General features: G+C 67.1%; 16 protein-coding genes. 12 read left to right on the top strand and 4 right to left on the bottom strand.

The genetic code is table 11. The features are described 5' to 3' along the window. The first annotated feature begins 3 nt into the window (after positions 1 to 3). Complete coding sequence (locus AC07PE_RS26295; protein WP_498770148.1) at positions 4 to 1,659, top strand: CehA/McbA family metallohydrolase; 1,656 nt, start codon at positions 4 to 6, stop codon at positions 1,657 to 1,659. 28 nt (positions 1,660 to 1,687) lie between these two features. Here AC07PE_RS26295 and AC07PE_RS26290 read toward each other — a convergent pair whose 3' ends face one another. Then, on the bottom strand, positions 1,688 to 2,263 hold the full coding sequence (locus AC07PE_RS26290) for a TMEM165/GDT1 family protein (RefSeq protein ID WP_498770146.1): 576 nt from the start codon (positions 2,261 to 2,263) through the stop codon (positions 1,688 to 1,690). A 115-nt stretch (positions 2,264 to 2,378) separates the two neighbouring features. On the opposite strand from AC07PE_RS26290, the gene AC07PE_RS26285 reads away from it, so the two are divergent. Beyond that, complete coding sequence (locus AC07PE_RS26285; protein WP_498770219.1) at positions 2,379 to 3,995, top strand: serine hydrolase; 1,617 nt, start codon at positions 2,379 to 2,381, stop codon at positions 3,993 to 3,995. Between the two features lie 36 nt (positions 3,996 to 4,031). Here AC07PE_RS26285 and AC07PE_RS26280 read toward each other — a convergent pair whose 3' ends face one another. The 3 genes from AC07PE_RS26280 to AC07PE_RS26270 form a co-directional block, all read right to left on the bottom strand. Then, entirely contained in the window at positions 4,032 to 4,973 is a 942-nt protein-coding gene (locus AC07PE_RS26280) for a hypothetical protein (RefSeq protein ID WP_498770144.1), read from the bottom strand. Positions 4,974 to 4,975: 2 nt separating this feature from the next. Further along, complete coding sequence (locus AC07PE_RS26275) at positions 4,976 to 6,511, bottom strand: S1C family serine protease (protein ID WP_498770142.1); 1,536 nt, start codon at positions 6,509 to 6,511, stop codon at positions 4,976 to 4,978. Positions 6,512 to 6,599: 88 nt separating this feature from the next. Beyond that, positions 6,600 to 7,409, bottom strand: coding sequence for a class I SAM-dependent methyltransferase (locus AC07PE_RS26270; protein WP_498770140.1), 810 nt, complete (start codon positions 7,407 to 7,409; stop codon positions 6,600 to 6,602). A 323-nt stretch (positions 7,410 to 7,732) separates the two neighbouring features. On the opposite strand from AC07PE_RS26270, the gene AC07PE_RS26265 reads away from it, so the two are divergent. Genes AC07PE_RS26265 through AC07PE_RS26220 form a run of 10 tightly spaced genes read left to right on the top strand, consistent with a single transcriptional unit; the run spans position 7,733 to position 20,715 of the window. Then, the gene (locus AC07PE_RS26265) at positions 7,733 to 9,370 is read left to right on the top strand and encodes a TldD/PmbA family protein (protein ID WP_498770138.1); all 1,638 of its coding nucleotides are present in this window, start codon (positions 7,733 to 7,735) and stop codon (positions 9,368 to 9,370) included. 18 nt (positions 9,371 to 9,388) lie between these two features. Further along, a complete protein-coding gene (locus AC07PE_RS26260; RefSeq protein WP_498770136.1) occupies positions 9,389 to 10,726 on the top strand; it encodes a TldD/PmbA family protein in 1,338 nt (445 codons plus the stop codon). A gap of 4 nt (positions 10,727 to 10,730) precedes the next feature. Next, the gene (locus tag AC07PE_RS26255) at positions 10,731 to 12,368 is read left to right on the top strand and encodes a TldD/PmbA family protein (RefSeq protein ID WP_498770134.1); all 1,638 of its coding nucleotides are present in this window, start codon (positions 10,731 to 10,733) and stop codon (positions 12,366 to 12,368) included. Between the two features lie 10 nt (positions 12,369 to 12,378). Next, on the top strand, positions 12,379 to 13,716 hold the full coding sequence (locus tag AC07PE_RS26250; protein ID WP_498770132.1) for a TldD/PmbA family protein: 1,338 nt from the start codon (positions 12,379 to 12,381) through the stop codon (positions 13,714 to 13,716). A gap of 4 nt (positions 13,717 to 13,720) precedes the next feature. Then, on the top strand, positions 13,721 to 14,338 hold the full coding sequence (locus tag AC07PE_RS26245) for a DUF4159 domain-containing protein (RefSeq protein WP_498770130.1): 618 nt from the start codon (positions 13,721 to 13,723) through the stop codon (positions 14,336 to 14,338). Positions 14,339 to 14,341: 3 nt separating this feature from the next. Continuing rightward, on the top strand, positions 14,342 to 15,334 hold the full coding sequence (locus AC07PE_RS26240) for an AAA family ATPase (protein ID WP_498770128.1): 993 nt from the start codon (positions 14,342 to 14,344) through the stop codon (positions 15,332 to 15,334). Beyond that, positions 15,335 to 16,228: a DUF58 domain-containing protein gene (locus AC07PE_RS26235; RefSeq protein WP_498770126.1), complete on the top strand. Its 894-nt coding sequence runs from the start codon at positions 15,335 to 15,337 to the stop codon at positions 16,226 to 16,228. It begins immediately after the preceding gene. Continuing rightward, positions 16,225 to 17,208: a BatA domain-containing protein gene (locus AC07PE_RS26230; protein WP_498770124.1), complete on the top strand. Its 984-nt coding sequence runs from the start codon at positions 16,225 to 16,227 to the stop codon at positions 17,206 to 17,208. Before AC07PE_RS26235 ends, AC07PE_RS26230 begins: the two co-directional genes overlap by 4 nt. Further along, complete coding sequence (locus AC07PE_RS26225; RefSeq protein WP_498770122.1) at positions 17,192 to 19,174, top strand: hypothetical protein; 1,983 nt, start codon at positions 17,192 to 17,194, stop codon at positions 19,172 to 19,174. The genes AC07PE_RS26230 and AC07PE_RS26225 overlap by 17 nt, the downstream gene beginning before the upstream one ends. Next, positions 19,171 to 20,715, top strand: a complete 1,545-nt coding sequence (locus AC07PE_RS26220) for a hypothetical protein (RefSeq protein WP_498770120.1) — start codon at positions 19,171 to 19,173, stop codon at positions 20,713 to 20,715. Before AC07PE_RS26225 ends, AC07PE_RS26220 begins: the two co-directional genes overlap by 4 nt. The last annotated feature ends 16 nt before the right edge of the window (positions 20,716 to 20,731 follow it).

The raw sequence follows: 20,731 nt of genomic DNA, 5'->3' as shown, positions 1-20,731 counted from the left end.
ATCATGAAAACCTCATTCCCCACCCCGTCCCTGGCCTGGTCCCGCTGCATCGTCCTTGCAGCGGCCAGCTTCCTCCACTTCGCCGCCGCCGTCGCAGCACCCAGTGCGCCGGTCATGCACGAGCACCAGGAATTCGAGGCCACGCTAGCCGCGCCTTATCACGGCGATCGGCAGCTCGATGCCCGCACCTTCACGCTGTCCTTCGATTACCCGGGACTGCAGGGACGCCGCAGCGTGCACTGGCGGCTCGAGCTGCTGGCGCCGAGCGGCCAGCCCGTGCAACGCTGGCAGGGGCAGGCGACCTTGTCGGGCCGCCCGCTCGACGTGCCGGTGCGCTGGCAGGGCAAGCTGGGGAGCCGGCCGCCTTCACCCGGCGTGTACAAGGTGCGCCTGCACGCCGCCAGCGGGAGCGAGGAGGTCGAGCAATCCTGGGACATCGCCGTCGGCAGCCTGCCGGCGCCCGCGCTGCCGGCCTTCGCGCCGCTGCCCGGCGGACGTGGCGTGCTGCAGGCGGCGCCGGCGCCGGGCGCGCTCCCCTTTACAGTCTATTACGGCAACCTGCACAGCCAGACCCGCGACAGCGACGGCGGCGCCGCCCTCGACGATTGCCGCGGCGCGCAGGACCCGCAGACCGCGCCCTTCGGCCCGGACGCCGCCTTTCCCTACGCGCGCGCGCACGGTCTCGACATGCTGATGGTCTCGGAGCACAACCACATGTACGACGGCTCGGACGGCACCAAAACGGACGCCGACCCGGCCGCGGCAAAGGCGCTGTACCAGGCCGGCCTGCAGACGGCGCGCGGCTTCAACGAACAGCACAAGGATTTTCTCGCCCTGTACGGCATGGAGTGGGGCGTGATCAGCAATGGCGGCCACCTGAACATCTTCAACAGCGGCGAGCTGCTGGGCTGGGAAAAGAACGCCAAGGGCGAGCTGCTGGCGGATACCCTGACCCCGCGCAGCGACTACGCCGCCCTGTACACGCTGATGCGCCAGCGCGGCTGGATCGGCCAGTTCAACCATCCCTCGCTGAAGGACCAGTTCAAGGTGAACGGCGTGGCGCTGGCGTACACGCCGGACGGCGACGAAGCGATGGCCTTGTGCGAAGTGATGAACAGCTCGGCCTTCTCCACCAACGACAAGGAGGGAGAGACCCGGCGCAGCAACTTCGAGGCCGCCTGCAACAAGCTGCTCGAAGCCGGCTACCACGTCGCCTTCAGCAGCAACCAGGACAACCACTGCGCCAACTGGGGTGCGTCCTACACCAACCGCAGCGCGGTGCTGCTGCCGGCCGGCGAGGCCCTGAGCCGCGACAGCTTTCTCGCCGCATTGAAAGCGCGGCGCGTGTTCGCGACCATGGACAAGGACTCGCAGCTGGTCTTCACCGCCAACGGCAAGATGATGGGCGAACGCTTCGACAACCGCGGGCCGCTGCAGCTGTCGGTACAGTTTGCGAACAATGCCGGCCGGCGCGCGGCCACGGTGGCGATCATGGAAGGGGTGCCGGGCCGGAACGGCATGGTGACGCAGATGGCGTCGGAGGCGACGGTGAAGCTCACGCCGGCGCCGGGGCCGCACTTCTATTATGCGAAGCTGACCCAGGACGACGGCAAGGTGCTGTGGTCGGCGCCGGTGTGGGTCAAGCAGCTGGCCGATTAGAAACCGAGCGAATCAAAAGCCCAGCGCATCAAAAGCCCAGGTTTCGTCCTGCGCCTAGCAGCGTGGCCACGCCCAGCACCAGGAAGATCAGTGCCGCCAGGCCGTGCACGAGTTTCAGGGGCACGCGGCCGGCGATGCGGTCGCCGAAGTACACGGCCGGCACGTTCGCCAGCATCATGCCCAGCGTGGTGCCGGCCACCACCGCCACCGCGGACGAATAGCGCGCGGCCAGCGCCACCGTCGCCACCTGGGTTTTATCACCCATCTCGGCCAGGAAGAAGGCCAGTACGGTGGTGAGGAAGACGCCGAAGCGCGCCGGGCTAGCCTCGTTCTCGTCGATATCGTCCGGGACCATGATCCAGGCCGCCATGCCGATGAAGGCCAGGCCCAGCACCCAGCGCATCACCTCGGGGCCGAGCAGCTTGCTGACCAGCGCGCCCACCGCGGCGGCAAAGGCGTGATTCGCGATGGTGGCCACGAAGATGCCGAAGACGATGGGCAGCGGGCGCCGGAAGCGGGCGGCGAGCAGGAAGGCCAGCAACTGGGTCTTGTCGCCGATTTCTGCGAGGGCGACGATGCCGGTGGAAACGAGGAAGGCGTCCATTGAAGCGACAGGCGGGAGAAGCAAAGCGGCGATCATAGCACCTACCTTTGGCAAAGCCGAAGTGCTATCCTGCTCGCGCCTGTTTATCCAGCCAAGGAACTCACCCGTGCACTCCATGAACCGCATCGCAGCAGCCCTCCTGATCGCATTCGCCGGCGCCGCCCTGGCGCAGACCCCGGCCGCCACCGCGCCGGTGGCGCCCATCGCGGCCAGCGCACCCCTCCAGCTCACGAACCTGTCCGCCGACGTCGAACGAGTCATGAAGCAGTTCGACGTGCCGGGCATCGCCATCGCCATCGTCAAGGACGGCCAGGTGCTGGCCACGCGCGGCTTCGGCGTGCGCAAGCTCGGCTCGCCCGAGAAAGTCGACGCCAAGACCCTGTTCGAAGTCGCCTCCAACTCGAAGGCCTTCACCGCCGCCGCGCTGGCGATGCTGGTCGACGAGGGCAAGCTGGCCTGGGACGATCCGGTTACCAAGCATCTGCCGGACTTCCAGATGTACGACGCCTACGTCACCCACGAGATGACGGTGCGCGACCTGCTGACCCACCGCAGCGGCCTGGGGCTCGGCGCCGGCGACCTGCTGTGGTGGCCGACCACCAGCTTCACGACCGACGAGATCATCCACAAGCTGCGCTACATTGCACCGAGCACCAGCTTCCGCAGCAGCTACGCCTACGACAACCTGCTGTACATCGTGGCCGGCAAGATCATCGCCGCGAAGTCCGGCAAGACCTGGGGCGAGACCATCCATGAGCGCATCCTGGCGCCGGTCGGCATGGCGAGCACCACCACCAGCCTGGCCGAGAACGAGGGCAACCCCAACGTCGCCAACGCCCACAGCAAGATCAACGACAAGATCGCCGCCGTGAAGGCGATGCCGGTGCCGAATGCGGTCGGCGCGGTTGGCATCAACACCAACGCCGAGGACATCGCGCGCTGGATGAACGTGCTGCTGGCCGGCGGCAAGCTGCCCAATACGGGCGCGGACGGCAAGGAAGCCCGCCTGTTCAGCGCCAAGCAGGCGCGCGAACTGTGGACCGCGCAGACGCCGATGCGCACCGGCGAGCCGAACGCCAAGCTGGCCGGTACCAAGGCCAACTTCGCCGCCTACGGGCTCGGTTTCCAGCTGCGCGACTACCACGGCCGCCTGCTGGCGTTGCACAGCGGCGCCCTGCAGGGCTTCTATTCGAAGGTGGTGCTGGTGCCGGAAGAGAAGCTGGGCATCGCGATCCTGACGAATGCCGAAAGCGGCGGTTCGCTGAACGCGCTGCAGTGGCAGCTGCTGGGCCGCCTGGTGGACAGGGACGACAAGACCGACTGGATCGGCGCCGTCGCCGCCGTCGAAGACGAGATGCACGCCAAGGAAAAGGCGCGCCTGGCCAAGAACTCGGCCTCCCGCGCCGCCAAATCCCAGCCCTCGCTGGCGCGCACCGCCTACGACGGCGACTACCAGGATCCGTGGTACGGCATCGCCACCATCAAGCACGTCGGCGGCAAACAGCTGCTGTCGCTGTCGCGCACGCCGGACCTGACCGGGGAACTGGAGCACTACCAGCACGACACCTTCATCGTGCGCTGGAAGGAGCGCAACTTCAACGCCGACGCCTACGTGACTTTCGCGCTGAACCCGGACGGCAGCATCGAGCGCATGAAGATGCAGCCGATCTCCACCGAGACCGACTTCAGCTACGACTTCCAGGACTTGAACTTCACGCCGGTGAAGAAGTAAGCCGTCATTCCCGCGAAAGCGGGAATCCAAGTTGTATCAAATCGGCGGAACTGGATTAAATCCGGACACCGCCCGGTACTTCCCGCTGCTGTAGCGCAGCACCTGGCGCTGGTCGATCGCGACCGGCGGCAGTGCATGCGCATCGGCGCGGCTGATCGCGCCCTGGTAGCGGATCGTGAAGTCTCCCGGCTGCTCGCGCGTGGCGTCGACCGTCCAGCTGCTTTCGATGGCATAGCAGTCGTGGCTGTTGGAAGCGGCGCTGTCTTCCCTTGCCGCCGGTTCCTGCAGATGCGGCTTGATCAGCGGCTGCAGGCGGCGTATGCAGTCGGCGCTGGCGTCGACATTGATGCCGGACAGCGCCATCTCGAGCGCCGGCTCCTTCCGCACAGTGCCCTTGTCCAGTTCATACATCGCCAGCCAGGTGCCGCAATAGCCTTGCCAGCAGCTGCCGTATTCGACCGCGACCGCCTGGCGCTGGCCGGCGAGCGGCACCGCGCGCAGGCTGGCTTCGCCGAAGAAGCCGCGCAGCGCGAACACGCCCTGGCGGCCGGTCACCTTCCATGCGCCGTCGCGCTGCTCGAACTGGTAAGCCGCCAGCGCCATCGGGGTGCCGTGGCTGGCGGCGCTCTTTCCTTCTTCCGCCGGCACCAGGCCGGCGATCAGGGTCAGGTGGCTGGCGTCGATGCGCAGCGCCAGCCTGGGTTCGACCAGCACCTGGTTCGTCCCGACGGTCCATGCGCTGCGCGCGGGATTGGTGGTGACGCCGGGCATGCGCGGCAGGGTGACGGTCTGCAGGCGCCCCGCTGCGCTCTCGCTCCAGCCGGGGAAGGCCAGCGCCGCCAGCTGGGCCGGCGTCACGCCGGTGGACGGCGCGGGTGCAGTCTGCGGGGGCGCCGCCAGCGCAAGGTCGGCCATGAAGGCGGCGGCCATCGGCGCCAGGCCCAGCCAGGCCATCCAGTGTGGGAACAAGCGGCGCATGCTCAGGTCTTCTTGCCGTTCCAGATCGCCATCATGTCCGGCGAGCCTTGCGAGCGGATGCCGTTGTCGGACAGGATGTCTTCGGTGGCCTCGACCATCGTCTTGCGCGGCAGGACCATGGTTTCGCCTTCGCGCTGGTCGAAGCGCAGCACCACCAGTTCATCCTTCAGGTCGCGCAGCAGGGCCACCAGGTGGCGCAGGCTGCGCACCGGCACGCCGTTGACCGATTCCACCACCGAGCCGAAGCGGTTGCTGTAGCCGGCCACCAGCTTGTGCGGGAAGAAGGGCGAGCTGACCACCACCAGTTCCTCGTGGCGGCTGCTCGGCGCTTCGCCGCGGCGCGTCACCAGCGGGCTGCCGTTGAAGCCGTAGTTGTTCAAGGTCGAGGCGTTTGCGGTAATGAAGGACAGGTACTCCTCGGTGGCGCGCGAGAACACGATCGGGCCGTAGATGAAGTACGAGGGATAGCCGCCGTCCAGGTCCGGAATCAAGAGCGGGCGCTTGCCGGCGACCGGCACCTGCACCTGCATCGTCTTGCCGTCGCGGACCACGGTCAGCGGCACCTTGCCGTCCTTTGCCACCTGCTGCACGCGGTACTGGAAGCGCACGCGCAGGTTGGGGCCCAGCTTGACCATGCCCTGGTCGTCGACCGGGTAGTCGCCGATCTTCGTGATCAGATCCCATTCCTTGAGCGGATAGGATGCATCGCTGCTGTTCGGACGGTGCACGACCACACCGCGGACCGACTTGTCGATCTTCAAATACTGGCGCAGCACCGGGTTCTCCAGCGTCTGGGTGTCGTCGAGCAGCTGCGGCTTGCCGTCGTAGCGGCCGTCCGCCACGTCGCGCAGGAACAGTTCGACTTCCTCGTTCGGGATCACGTAGCCGATGTTGTTGGCGCTGGCGATGATGGAGTAGGCCAGGCCGACCATGCGGTCGCCGGCGACGATCGGGCCGCCGCTGTTGCCGGGATTGATCGGGGCGTCGATCTGCACGCGCAGGCCGGAGGCGCCGAAGAAGTAGGGGACGTATTCGACGCGCGAGACGATGCCCTTGGTGATCGACAGCGAGTTGCCGCCCATCGGGTAGCCATAGGCCATGACCGCGTCGCGCACGTCGGGCAGCACGCTGGCGCGCTTCAATGCGGGGTGTTCGTCGAAGAAGGATTCGTCGTCGAGCTTGAGGATGGCGAGGTCGATCCCGCGCGCGATCGCGACCACGGTGGCGCCGACCTTGTCGCCTTCCTCGCTGGCCTGCACCTGCACCTGGCTGGCATAGCCCACCACGTGGGCATTGGTGAGAATGCGCTTGCCCTCGATGACCACGCCGGAGCCGGTGGCTTCCTGCGGCGTCGCCTTGGTCCAGGGCCGGTAGGGGTCGGGGCGGCGCAAGGTCGTGAAGATCTTGACGACCGATTTTTCGATACTGGAGCTGTTCGCGGGCCGGGTGGGCGGCGCCTTGGCGTCGATGTCCTGGGCCTGGGTGGCGAGGCTGGAAGCGGCAAGCAGGGCCGCGGCGGCAAGTCGGATCAATTTCATGCGCCGACTATACACTGAGGGACGGCGCAAAAATTCACAAATTCTCACCGCGGCTTCACATTCGCCGCGGTGAGCATCGATCGCGTATTTACGGCTTCACGAACTTGAGCGTCATGCGGTCGCTCTCGCCGATGGCCTGGTATTTGGCGCGGTCTTCGTCCTTGTTGGTCAGGGTCGGCGGCAGCGCCCACACGCCGTTCTTGTGGTCGGCCTTGTCCTTCGGATTGGCGTTGATCTCGGATTTGCCGGCCAGCTTGAAGCCGGCGCTCTCGGCCATCTTGATCACATAGGACTCATGCACATAGCCGCTCGAGGTCTTTGCATCCTGCGGCATCGCTTCCGGCAGGCGGTGTTCTTCGATCCCCAGCACCCCGCCCGGCTTCAGGCTGGTGTAGGCGGCCTTGAACACGGCCTTCAGCTCTTCGTCGCCGCCGTCGTCGATCCAGTTATGCAGATTGCGGAAGGTGAGCACCATGTCGGCGCTGCCCGGGGCCGCGAAGTTGTAGGTCGATGGCGGCTCGAAGACGCCCTGCACGACCTTGCCGAAGACCGCCGGGGTGGCGTCCAGCTTCTGCTTGAACGCCACCGTGCCGCGCTTGGCCGGATTGAACGCCGGGCCCGCGGCAATCAGCTTGCCGTTATCGCGCAGGTAGGGCGCCAGGATCTCGGTGTACCAGCCGCCACCCGGCGACAGCTCGACCACGGTCATGTTCGGCTTGATGCCGAAGAAGCTCAGGGTTTCGTAGGGATGGCGGAAGCTGTCGCGCGCCGCGTTGGCGCTGCTCCGGTGGCTGCCCGCGATGGCCGCGCGCAGCTGCGCGTCGTCGTTCTTGTCGGCGGCTTGTGCGAGGCCGGCCAGGCCGCTTGCCAGCAGGGCGGCCAGGATGAATCGTTTCATTGTGTCGTCTCCAGGGTCGATGGCATCGGCGCCATGCCGTGCCGCCCGGCGATCATCGGCCACGTCACAATTGTCGTCAAGTAAAGATGTGTATGTATCGCAGGCGTCCGAGCGGACACTCCCCGGACAGGGCGCGGACACTGTCCAGCCGAACACCGGACCGCCCCGTGCGCCGCAAGCAGGGATTCAGGCGCTTGGCATAAAGATTGCCTATTCAAAAACTTTACTTGCTGATATGGTTCAGCAGCCAAGAACGAAGAAGACCAAGCGCAGTACAAACAAGCGGTCCGTCCGCCGGGCCACTGTCCACTTCAGGAGACGTCATGGAACGCCGTACCTTCCTCAACATCAGCGGCCTGGCTTTCGGCTCGATGCTGGTTCCCGTCTTCGGCCGCGCAATCGCCGCCGAAGAACTGCTCAATCCGATGCCCGTTGCGGCCAAGAAGATGCTGGCCGATACCGCGCTGAGCGCCGCCACCAAGGCCGGCGCCAGCTACTGCGACGTGCGCATCGGCCGCTACCTCAACCAGTACGTGATCACCCGCGACCTGAACGTCGAGAACGTGGTGAACACCGAGTCGGCCGGCATCGGCGTGCGCGTGGTCTGCAACGGCGCCTACGGCTTTGCCGCGACCAACGACATGACCCCGGACGGCGTGGCCGGCGCGGCGCGCCAGGCGGTGGCGATCGCCAAGGCCAACGCCAAGCTGCAGTCCGAACCGGTGCAGCTTGCACCAGTCAAGGGCGTGGGCGAGGTGTCGTGGGCGACGCCGGTGACCAAGGACTGGCGCACGGTGCCGATCAAGGAAAAGGCCGAGCTGCTGATCGCCGCCAACAAGGCCGGCATGGAAGGCGGCGCCAACTTCATGCAGTCGATGCTGTTCCAGGTGAACCAGCAGAAGTACTTCGCGTCCACCGACGGCTCGTATATCGACCAGGACATCCAGCGCCTGTGGGCGCCGCTGACCGCCACCGCGGTCGACAAGGCGACCGGCAAATTCCGTTCGCGCCAGGGCCTGTCGGCGCCGGTCGGCATGGGCTACGAATACCTGGACGCGCGCAAGGAAGACAAGATCAAGGCCGCCGGCGGCGTGGCGACGCTGTACACCCGCTCCTACGACATGATCGAGGATGCCCGCGCCGCCGGCCGCGACGCCAAGCGCAAGCTGACCGCCAAGACCGTCGTCCCGGGCAAGTACGACCTGATGCTCTCGCCGGAACACCTGTTCCTGACCATCCACGAATCGGTCGGCCACCCGACGGAACTGGACCGCGTGCTGGGCTACGAGGCGAATTACGCCGGCACCAGCTTCGCCACCCTCGATAAATGGGAGTCGAAGAAATTCAACTACGGTTCGCCGCTGGTGAACATCGTAGCGGACAAGGTCACCGCCGGCTCGCTGGGCAACGTCGGCTTCGACGACGAAGGCGTCAAGACCAAGCGCTGGGACATCATCAAGGACGGCATCCTGGTCAACTATCAGGCCACGCGCGACCAGGCCCACATCATCGGCGAGAAGGAATCGCACGGCTGCTCGTATGCGGACAGCTGGAGCAACGTGCAGTTCCAGCGCATGCCGAACGTCTCGCTCCAGGCGGGCAAGAAGAGATTGAGCCCGGACGAGATGGTCAAGGACATCAAGAAGGGCATCTACATCGTCGGCGACGGCTCGTTCTCGATCGACCAGCAGCGCTACAACTTCCAGTTCGGCGGCCAGCTGTTCTACGAGATCAACAACGGCAAGATCGGCCAGATGCTGGAAGATGTGGCCTATCAGTCGAACACCCAGGAATTCTGGAATGCCTGCAGCGCCATCTGCGATGAGCGCGACTGGCGCATGGGCGGCTCCTTCTTCGACGGCAAGGGCCAGCCTCCGCAGATCTCCATCGTCTCGCACGGTTCGAGTACCGCGCGCTTCAACGGCATCAACGTCATCAACACCGCCCGCAAGATCGGCTAAGGCAGGAGCACAACGACCATGACCATCCTGACCCAGGACCAAACCAAGCATATCTGCGACCGCGTGCTGTCGCTGTCCAAGGCCGACGAATGCAGCGTGACCGTGAACGGCAGCCGCCAGGGCAATATCCGTTTCGCGCGCAACGCCGTCTCCACCGCCGGCCTGGCGGAAGACACGAACATTGCCGTGCAGGTCGCCTTCGGCAAACGCCAGGGCACCGCCACCATCAACGAGTACGACGACAAGTCGCTGGAAAAAGCCGTGCGCCGCGCGGAAGACCTGGCCAGGCTGGCGCCGGAGAATCCGGAGTTCATGCCGGCCGTCGCCAAGCAGAACTACCGCGCTTCCGAGACCTTCAGCAAGAAAACCGCCGCCATCGATCCGGAATTCCGCGCCCAGGCTGCCGCCTACGCGATCGAGGCCTGCCGCAAGAATAAACTGGTGGCCGCCGGCTTCTTCAGCGACAGCACCTCCTTTACTTCCGTTGCCAACTCCAACGGCGTGTTCGGCCACCAGAATGAAACCGGCCTCGATTTCACCTGCACCGTGCGCACCGAAGACGGCCGCGGCTCGGGCTGGGTCAAGCGCTCGGCCACCGATGCGTCGAAATTCGACCCGCGCGAAGCGGCCGACGTCGCGATCGAGAAGGCGCTGCGCTCGGTCGATGCGAAAGCCCTGGAACCGGGCCGCTACACCGTGATCCTGGAGCCGGCCGCGACTTCCGAACTGCTCGGCTTCATGCTGTTCGGCTTCGATGCGCGCCAGACCGACGAAGGCCGCAGCTTCCTGTCGAAGAAAGGCGGCGCCTCGCGCCTGGGGGACAAGCTGTTCGACAGCCAGGTGAACATCTGGGCCGACCCCTGGAATCCGGACGTGCCGGTGCTGCCTTGGGATACCCAGAACCTGATCGCGCGCGAACGCATGGACATCATCAAGGACGGCAAGGTCAACGCCCTGAACTACTCGCAGTACTGGGCCAAGAAGAAGGGCGTAAAGCCGACGGCGACCCCGGGCAACATCATCATGGCCGGCACCGACAAGACCACCGCCGACCTGATCGCCAGCACCAAGAAGGGCATCCTGGTCACCCGCACCTGGTACATCCGCATGGTCGACCCGCAATCGGTACTGCTGACCGGCCTGACCCGCGACGGCACCTTCTACATCGAGAACGGCAAGATCAAGTACCCGATCAAGAATTTCCGCTTCAACGAGAGCCCGGTGACCATGCTGAACAACATCGAGGAGATCGGCAAGCCGGTGATCATCGGTGGGGATGAGGTGCCGTTCCAGATGTCGATTCCGCCGATGAAGGTCCGCGACTTCAACTTCACCTCGCTGTCGGATGCCGTCTAATTCAATGGAACGCCGTACTTTCCTCCACCTGGCCGCCGGCACCGCCGGCGCGATCCTGGTTCCCGTCTTCGGCAATGCCATCGCCGCCGAAGAGCTGCAGTCCAGCATGCCGCGCAGCTTCAAGAAGGCGCTGGCCGACGCCGCCCTCAACGCGGCCACCAAGGCCGGCGCCAGCTATTGCGACGTGCGCATCGGGCGCTACCTGAACCAGTTCATCAACACCCGCGACCTGACGGTGCAGAGCGTGACGAACACCGAGTCCAGCGGCGTCGGCGTGCGCGTGATTGCCGATGGCGCCTACGGCTTCGCCGCCACCAATGCGATGAATCCGGACGCCGTGGCGAATGCCGCGCGCCAGGCGGTGGCGATCGCGCGCGCCAATGCGAAGCTGCAGACGGAGCCGGTGCGCCTGGCGCCAACCAAGGGCGTGGGCGAGGTGGCCTGGGCCACGCCGATCAAGAAGGATTGGCGCAGCGTGCCGGTGAAGGAAAAGGCCGAGATGCTGATCGCCGCGAACAAGGCGGGTCTGGATGCCGGCGCCAGTTTCATGACGGCGAATCTGTTCCAGGTGAACCAGCAGAAGTACTTCGCTTCCACCGACGGTTCGTACATCGACCAGGACATCCACCGCCTGTGGGCGCCGCTGACCGCCACCGCGGTCGACAAGGCGACCGGCAAGTTCCGTTCGCGCGCCGGGCTGGCGCCGCCGGTCGGCATGGGCTACGAATACTTCGATGTGCGTCCGGAGCACAAGATCCTGGCCGCGGGCGGCGTCACCACCCTGTACAAGGGCGGCTACGACATCGTCGAAGAAGCGCGAAACGCCGGCCGCCAGGCGCGCGAAAAGCTGACGGCGAAAAGCGTCGAACCGGGCAAGTACGACCTGGTGATCGCGCCGGAAAACCTCTTCCTCACCATCCACGAATCGGTCGGCCACCCGACGGAACTGGACCGTGTGCTGGGCTACGAAGCCAACTACGCCGGCACCAGCTTCTGCACGCTCGATAAATGGGAGACGAAGAAATTCCAGTTTGGCTCAGACAAGGTGAACTTCTTCGCCGATAAAAGCACCCCCGGCTCCTTGGGCGCGGTCGGTTACGACGACGAGGGCGTGCAGCCGAAGCGCTGGGACATCATCAAGGACGGCATCCTGGTCAACTACCAGGCCACGCGCGACCAGGCCCACATCATCGGCGAAAAGGAATCGCATGGCTGCTCCTACGCGGACAGCTGGAGCAATGTGCAGTTCCAGCGCATGCCGAACGTCTCGCTGGCGGCCGGCAAAGGGCGCCTGACGCCGGACGAGATGGTCAAGGATGTCAAGAAGGGCATCTACATCCTGGGACGCGGTTCCTACTCGATCGACCAGCAGCGCTACAACTTCCAGTTCGGCGGCCAGCTGTATTTCGAGATCAAGGACGGCAAGATCGGCCCGATGCTGGAAGACGTGGCCTACCAGTCGAACACCCAGGAATTCTGGAACGCCTGCAGCGCCATCTGCGACGAGCGCGACTGGCGCATGAGCGGCTCCTTCTTCGACGGCAAAGGGCAGCCCAGCCAGGTCAGCGCGGTCTCGCACGGCGCCTCGACCACCCGCTTCAACGGCGTCAAAGTGATCAATACCGGCCGCAAGATCGGCTGAGGAGACTAGATTGAAACAGCTGAACCAGGAAGAAGCAAAACGGATTTGCGACCGCGTGCTGTCCTTCTCGAAGGCGGACGAGTGCAGCGTCGCCATCAACGGCAGCCGCCAGGGCAATATCCGCTTTGCGCGCAATAGCGTGTCCACCGCGGGCCTGAACGAAGACCGCCGGCTGGTCGTCACAGTCGCTTTCGGCAAGCGCCAGGGCACGGCATCGATCAACGAATTCGACGACAAGTCGCTCGAGCAGGCCGTGCGCCGCGCCGAGGACACCGCGCGCCTGGCGCCCGAGAATCCGGAATACGTGCCGATACCGGGCAAGCAGGAATTCAAGGCGAGCGGCGAATACTTTGCATCGACCGCCGCGATCGACCCGGACTTCCGCGCCGAAGTCGCCGCGCACGCGATCCTGGCCGGGCGCAAGAACAAGCTGGTGACGGCCGGCTTCTTCACCGACACCACCGGCTTCGAGACCATTGCCAATTCGAAGGGCCTGTTCGGCCACCGCGAGTTCACCGGCCTCGATTTCACCTGCACCGCGCGCACCGAAGACGGCCGCGGCTCGGGCTGGGTGACCCGTTCGGCCAGCGACGCCAGGCGCTTCGACGCCCGCGAAGCCTCGGACGTGGCGATGGAGAAGGCGCTGCGCTCGGTCGACGCGAAGGCGCTGGAGCCGGGCCGCTACACGGTGATCCTGGAGCCGGCCGCGACCTCCGAGCTGCTGGGCCGCATGTTCGGCGCCTTCGGTGCGCGCCAGGCCGACGAGGGCCGCAGCTTCCTGGCAAAAAAGGGCGGCGGCAACCGCCTGGGCGAGAAGCTGTTCGACGAACAGGTGAACGTGTGGTCCGACCCCTGGGACAAGGACGTGCCGGTCAGCCCCTGGGACAGCGGCTCGATGCTGGCGCGCCAGCGCCGCGACCTGATCAAGGACGGCAAGGTCGCCAACTTGGAGTACTCGCGCTTCTGGGCGCAGAAGAACGGCGTGGCGCCGACCGCCCGCGCCGGCAACATGATCATGGCCGGCGGCAGCAAGTCGCTGGAAGAGCTGATCGCCAGTACGAAGAAGGGCGTGGTCGTGACCCGCACCTGGTACATCCGCATGGTCGACCCGCAATCGGTGCTGCTGACCGGCCTGACGCGCGACGGCACCTTCTACGTCGAGAACGGCAAGATCAAGTACCCGATCAAGAACTTCCGCTTCAACGAGAGCCCGATCACGATGCTCAACAACGTCGATGAGCTGGGCAAGCCGGTCATCATCGGGCCGGACGAAGTGGCCTACCAGATGGTGATTCCGCCGATGCGTATCCGCGATTTCAACTTCACTTCGCTGTCCGACGCCGTGTGATGTAGTGGTCTACGATTTTTACTTCACGCGCCTGATGTACGAGTCGGGCGACTGGGATGTCGACATCCGCATGCCCAGCAACGTGCTCAACTCGCTGGTCGAGTACACGACCCTGCGCGTGGACCCGGCCGAGCGCGTGGTCAACCTGTCGGACCCGAAGATGCTGCAGGCGCCGTTCTGCTATCTGGCCGGGCACAAGCTGGTGCAGTTCACGCCCGCCGAGCGCCGCAACTTCGAGCGCTACGTGAAGGGCGGCGGCTTCGTCTTCGTGGACGACTGCAACCACGACATCGACGGCCTGTTCGCCAAGTCCTTCGAGGCCGAGCTGGCCAAAATGTTCGGGACTAAGGCCTTGGTAAAAATCCCGAATACGCACCGCCTGTATTCGAGCTTCTTCAAGTTCGACGGCCCGCCCAACACCACGGTGGAGCTGAACGGCTGGGGCGACGACCTGGTGCACGAATACCTGCGCGCCATCGAGGTCAATGGCCGCATCGGCGTGCTGTATTCGAACAAGGACTACGGCTGCGAGTGGGACTACGACTTCCGCAACAAGCGCTGGCTGGCGGTCGACAACACCCGCTTTGCGGTCAATATCATTCAATACGCGTTGGGAGCATAGCAAGTGGCAGAGGCATGGACTGAGAACGAGATTACCGACCTGGTGTCGCGCGTGAGCGCCCTCAAGGCGAGCATGGGCCAGGTGATCATCGGCCAGAAGGATGTGATCGACCTGCTCCTGACCTGCCTGCTGGCCGGCGGCCACGCGCTGGTCGAGGGCGTGCCGGGGCTCGGTAAGACCCTGCTGGTGAAATCGCTGGCCCAGGCCACCGACATGCAGTTCCGGCGCGTGCAGTTCACGCCCGACCTGATGCCCTCGGATATCGTCGGCACCGAGATCCTCGAGGAAGACCAGGCGACGCGCCAGCGCGTGTTCCGCTTCCAGCAGGGGCCCGTCTTCACCCAGGTGCTGCTGGCCGACGAGATCAACCGCGCGCCGCCGAAGACCCAGTCGGCGCTGCTGGAGGCGATGCAGGAGCGTTCCGTCACCTTCGCCGGCCAGACGCACAAGCTGCCGCGCCCCTTCTTCGTGCTGGCGACCCAGAACCCGATCGAGCAGGCCGGCACCTATCCGCTGCCGGAGGCCCAGCTCGACCGCTTCCTGCTGCGCATCGACGTCGGCTACCCGACCGAGGATGAAGAAATCGCGATGGTCGGCGCCACCACCCACGCCGGCCTGGCCGACGCGGAGCCGGCAATGACGCTCGAAACGCTCCTGCGCCTGCAGCAACTGGTGCGCGACATCGAGATCTCCGAACCGATGCTGCGCTATGCGACGAGGCTGGTGCGCGCGACCCGCCCGGCGGAATCCCAGGTCGAGGCGATCCGCAAGCACATCGGCTGGGGCGCCGGTCCGCGCGCCGGCCAGGCGCTGGTGCTGGCCGCCAAGGCGCGCGCGCTGATGCAGGGCCGCCTGGCGGTCACCCGCGAGGACATCGGCGCGATGCTGCTGCCGGTACTGGCGCACCGCGTGCTGCGCAATTTCGAGGCGGAGGCGGACGGCGTTGCGATTGCCGACATCCTCGCCGCGCTGCGCAACGAAGTCCGGATCGACTAAGTGTCCGTATTGGCAAGTGCGGCGCTGGCTGCGCACACGGGAAAACTCGATCTCGCCATCCGCCACGTGCTGGCGGGGCTGGGCCACGGCATCCACGCCGGGCGCGAGCGCGGCGCCGGCGTCGAGTTCTCCGAATACCGGGCCTACGCGCCCGGGGATGAGTGGCGCCGCGTGGACTGGAAGCTGATGGCGCGCGCCGACCGCTACTACGTGCGCGAGGCCGAGCGCGACAGCCATGTCGCGGTGTGGCTGGTGCTGGATGCGACCGCATCGATGCTGGAGCCGAGCCGCAGTATCGAAGGACTGGACAAGCTGGGCATGGCGCGCCTGCTGCTGGGCTGCGTGGGCGCCATCGCGCAGCGCCAGGGCGACGCCTTCGGGCTCCTGATTTGCCAGGGCGAGCGTGCCCATTTCACCCCGGCCGCGCGCGGGCCGCGCCAGTTGCAGCGCGTGCTGGCCCACATGGACCGCGTCGACGCCGCCGGCACGCTGCCGGCCGGCGAGGTGCTGCGCGCCAGCCTGCATTTTGCGCGCGCCCCCAGCGTGGTCTGCGTGGCCAGCGATTTTCTTGACTGGCCGTCGCCGCTGTCGGAAGCGATGCTGCGCCTGCGCGGCATGCGCCACGATGTGCGCGCGCTGTGCCTGCAGACCGAGGCCGAGATTGCGGCCGATTTCGATGGATCGACAGCCTGGCGCGACCCGGAAGGGGACGCCAAATTGTTCCGCTTCGCCGGCGAGGCGCGCACCGAGTACATCCGCCGGCGCGAAGAACATTTCGGCATGGTGGCCCGGCAGTGCCGCGCGCATGACATTCCCTATGTGGCGGCGCCGATCGAGCGGGCGCCGGCCGAGACCTTGCGCGCCTGGCTGCGCAAGCCCGGAGGTCGCTCATGAACAGCCTGTGGTGGTGGGCGCTGCCTGTTTTGATTCTGCCCATCCTGTGGCACCGGCAAAAGCGCGAACAGACCAGGGCCATGCCGCTGGCGACGGCGCGCTTCCTGCCGCAGTCCGAACCGGTGCAGCTGCGCGTCTGGCGCTTGAGCGACCTGTTCCTGCTCTTGTTGCGTTGCCTGCTGCTGGCGGCCCTGATCGCGCTGCTGGCCGACCCCGTGCTGCCCTGGCGCGGCGACAGCGTGCTGATCGTGCCCGGCGCCGAGCGTGCTTTCGTGGATAAACAGATAGGTGACGCCGGCCTGGCTGAGGCGCGCCGCATCGACCTGCCGAACCGCGATGCCTACCGCTGGCTGCATGAGCACGAACGCGAATTCGAGCCGCAGGCGCGCCTGCTGCTGGTCGGCGACGTGGCGATGCCGGCTACACTGCCGCGCCTGCGCCATGCGGTGATCGTGCGTTCCCAGGCGGCGCCGCCGGCAGCGGACGAACGGCACGTGACCGTGTTCAGCCGCCGCGCGGACGAATGGCGCAAGCTGTTCGGGGCGCTCGACGGTCCGCAGCGCTACGTATTCGACGAACAGGCGGGGCCGAAGACTGGACTGGTCATCTGGGATTTGCCCGAAGCGCCGCCGGCGGGCCTGCGTGCGCCGCTGTGGTGGGTGGCCGATAGCGGCGCCTTCCCCGAACTGCAGAAGGCGCCGCAGGCCGACGGTCTGCGTTACCTGGACAGCCCGCGCGGCCGCCTGTGGAGCGCCGCCTGGCTGCCGCCGCAGGATGCCGCCGGCGCCCGCACCATGTTCGAAAGCTGGCAGCGCCTGCATCTCGGGCTGCGGCCCTACACCGCGCCGGCGCAGGCGCCGGTCGTCGATGCGCATGTGCCGGCGGGGCCGAACGGCGGCGCCCTGCACGATGCGCTGTCCATCGCGCTGCTGGTCCTGTTTGCCCTGGAAAGGATAATGACGCATGTCCGCCGGCGCTGAGATTTTCGCCCGCCTGTGGCGCGCCGCACTGCTGCGCCGTGGCGGCCTGTGGCTCATCGGCGCCATGCCCTGGCTGCTGCTGCGCTCCGGCCCCGGCCTGCTGGCCTGGTCGGCTTTCTGCGCCTGGGACGGCCTGCGACTGAAGCATCGGGTGGAGCGGCAATGGACCGTCTGGCTGGACGGCGCTGTGCCGGAAATGGAAGACAGCGCCGCGCTGCTGCTGCGGGCGGAATCGCCGGTGGCGCAGCTGCAGCAGCGGCGCCTGCTGGAGCGCGTCGGCGCCAGCCTCACGGGCCCACGCGTCCGTGCGATCGTGCGCGAGCGCGTGCGCCCGGGTCTGCCCTGGCTGGCCGGGAACCTGGCGCTGGCGGCACTGGCCTGGGGCGCGACGCTGCTGCCGCACGGCGCGCAGCCGCGCGCTGCCGGCCTACCTGGCGCCAGGGCGATGCAAGTAGCAGCCGCCGCCGCGGCGCTGACGGTCAAGCTCACGCCGCCGCAGTACACGGGCGTGGAACCCGCCGTCTCCGCGCCGCGCGACTTGACGGCGCCGGAACAGACCGTGGTCGAATGGTGCCTGAAGCAGCCTGCGGATGCCGTCGAGACCATCGAACTGAGCGACGGCCAGCAACTCCAGGCCGGCGCCGCATGCGCGCGCTGGACCGCCACCGAATCCATCTTCTGGCGCTGGCGCGGCGCCCGCTACACGCTGAAGGTGCTGCCCGACCAGGCTCCCGAGATCGTGGTGAGCCAGCCGAACGAGATCATCAAGGAACTGGCGCGCGACGCCACCCAGGCGGCGATGGCGATTGCGGTGCGCGACGATTACCAGGTGAAGCAGGCGACCCTGCACCTGACCCTGGCGCGCGGCAGCGGAGAAAACATCCGCTTCAGCGACCGCGAGCTGCCGCTCCCGGCGGGCCGCGATCCGCATCGCCGCGACTGGGCCAGGAACTGGACTTTGATCGACCTCGGCATGGAGCCGGGCGACGAACTGTACTTCTTTGTCCGCGCCAGCGACAACGCAGCGAAGCCGCACACGGTGCAGTCGCCGACCTACACGCTGCGCCTGCCGGCCCCGCAGGCCGAGGAAGAGCAAGACGTCTCCGCGCTGCCGGTGATGGTCAAGCCCGAGAGCCTGCGCAGCCAGCGCCAGATCATCATCGACACCGAGCAGCTGATCGCCGACATGCGCGCCAAGAAGATGAGCGCAGACACCGTGCGCGAGCGCAGCGAAGCGATCGCCGCCGACCAGGGCGCGCTGCGGCGCCGCTACGGCCAGTTCCTGGGCGAGGAGTCGACCCTGTTCGGCAAGGACGACCATAACGACGATCACGGCGGCGGCAAGAACAGGCCGCAGGACGTGCTGCACGAGTTCGGCCATGCCCACGACCAGGCGGAAAACGCGACCCTGTTCGACGAGGCCACCAAGAAGGTGCTGCGGCGCGCCCTGTCCGCGATGTGGGATGCCGAGAACGCGCTGCGCGCCATCACCCCGAAGACGGCGCTGCCGCCCGAGCACAAGGCGCTCGACGCGATCAAGGAACTGCAGCAGTCCGAGCGCATCTACCTGCACAAGACGGCCTTTGCGCCGCCGCCGATCAAGGAGGACAAGCGCATGACGGGCGACATGGCCGGCGCTGCCGCTGGCCGCCGCGAACAGTCGAGCGCACCGGATACTGTGCCGGCGCAGCTGCGCGAACTGGTGCAGGCGCTGGCCGGCGACGGCCCGCTGCCCTCGCTGTGGACCCGTACTGCCCACGACTGGGTGCGCGAGCGCATCGGCGTCGACGAGCAGCGCCTGGCGGCCCAGCGCGCGATCCAGGATGTCGCCGACGGCTGCCTGGCCTGCCGCCCGGTGCTGCGCGCCTGGCTGCGCGGCGCCGTGCATGAGGCGCCCGTGCTGCTGCAGGCCACGCCGCGGGTCGAGACTCCGTTTGAACGCGCCGTACGGGGAGGCTTGCGATGAACTGGCTCCCCATCGCCGCCCTCGTCATCGGCGCATTCAGCGTCCTGGCTTACGGCGCACGCCAGCGCTGGATCGACGCGCTGCTGGCCGCAATCGCGGGTATCGCGCTGGCCGGTGCGGTCGGCAGCTTTGCGCTCCCCGGCGAGGCGGGCGTCAGCCTGGCGTTGAATTCGAAGGAAGCACCGGCCTCGCTGGATGGCATCCGCAGCATCAAGCTGGAAGGCGACGGCCTGCGCGCCGCCGAATGGGAGGACCTGCCGGCGCGGCCGCTCGCCTGGACCGTACCGGCCACGCCTGTCATCCACATCGACTTCCCATCGACGGTCGCGCTGGGACGCATGTTCACCCTGACGCTGCAGCGCTCCTGGAAGGAACAGGGCCGCCTGCAGCTGCTGGCCGAGAACGACGAGGTGCTGGCCGAGGCCAGGGGCGATGGCCTGCTGTCGGTACAGTGGCTGCCGCCGCTGGCCGAGCGTCTGGTATTAAAAGCGCGGCTGCTGGATGCGAACGGCAAGCTGGTCGACCAGGGACCGGTGCCGGTGACCGTCACCGAACCGTCGCCGCTGCAAGTACGCGGCCGCTTCGGCGCCCCGTCCTTCGACCTGCGCACGCTGAACGACCTGCTGGCCGCCAGCAATGCCGTGATCGACTGGCAGGTCGAGCTGGGCAAGAACCTGACCCGCAGCGAGAGCGCACGCGCCGAGATGAAGACGCCGGACCTGGAGATCGTCGACGCCACCTGGTTCGAGCGCGCCGGCGACGCCGCCAGAAGCGCGCTGCTGGCCCGCGTGGCCGAGGGCGCGCCGCTGCTGGTGCTGGGCGCGAATGCCGGCGACCCCGGCGCCTGGTCGCGCAGCGTGGGCTTGCGCCTGGCGCCGCAGCCGGCCGACAAGACCATCGGTACTCGCCTGCCTATGGCTTCGGGCGGAATGAATCCGACCGCCGCACTTGCGGGCGAGTGGCAGGGCGAAGACGGTTTGTGGACGCGCGACTGGCACAAGGGCCGCATCGCCTGGCTGGGCGTGGGTGGCTGGCACCGCCATGCGATCGAGGAACCGCGCGCGCTGGCCTTGTGGTGGCAGGCCGTGCTCGACCGCCTGCACGTGCGCCGCAACGAAGACATCGCCTGGCTGGTTCCAGGCGAGCTGCCGCTGCCGTCCCAGCGCCTGGAAGTCTGCGCCCGCGGCGAGGCGCTGCAGAAGTCCGGGACGCTGGCCTTCCCGGCGCTGGCGCTCATCTTGCCCTGGCAGCACCGCCCCGAGCACGTCGACGCTTCCTGCGTGGCCGTGTGGCCCAAGCAGCCAGGCTGGCTGCAAATGAAGGCACAGGGCGCCCGCCCGCTGGAGAGTGCGCTCTATGTCTATGCGGACGGCGACTGGGCCCTGTGGCAGCGTGCCCAGCGCCGCGAAGCGACTGCGCGCTATGCCGCCCGCACACCGGCGCCGGCTGCCGACCGCGCCGCGCGCACCCTCCCGGTCTGGCCTTTCGGCCTGGCGTTCGCGCTGGCCATGCTGGGCCTGTGGTGGCGCGAGCGGCGCTGACTTACCGCTCTCGTAC

Source organism: Telluria sp. GW821-FHT07G12, from assembly GCF_059418525.1.
This window is presented reverse-complemented; position numbering and strand designations above follow the sequence as displayed.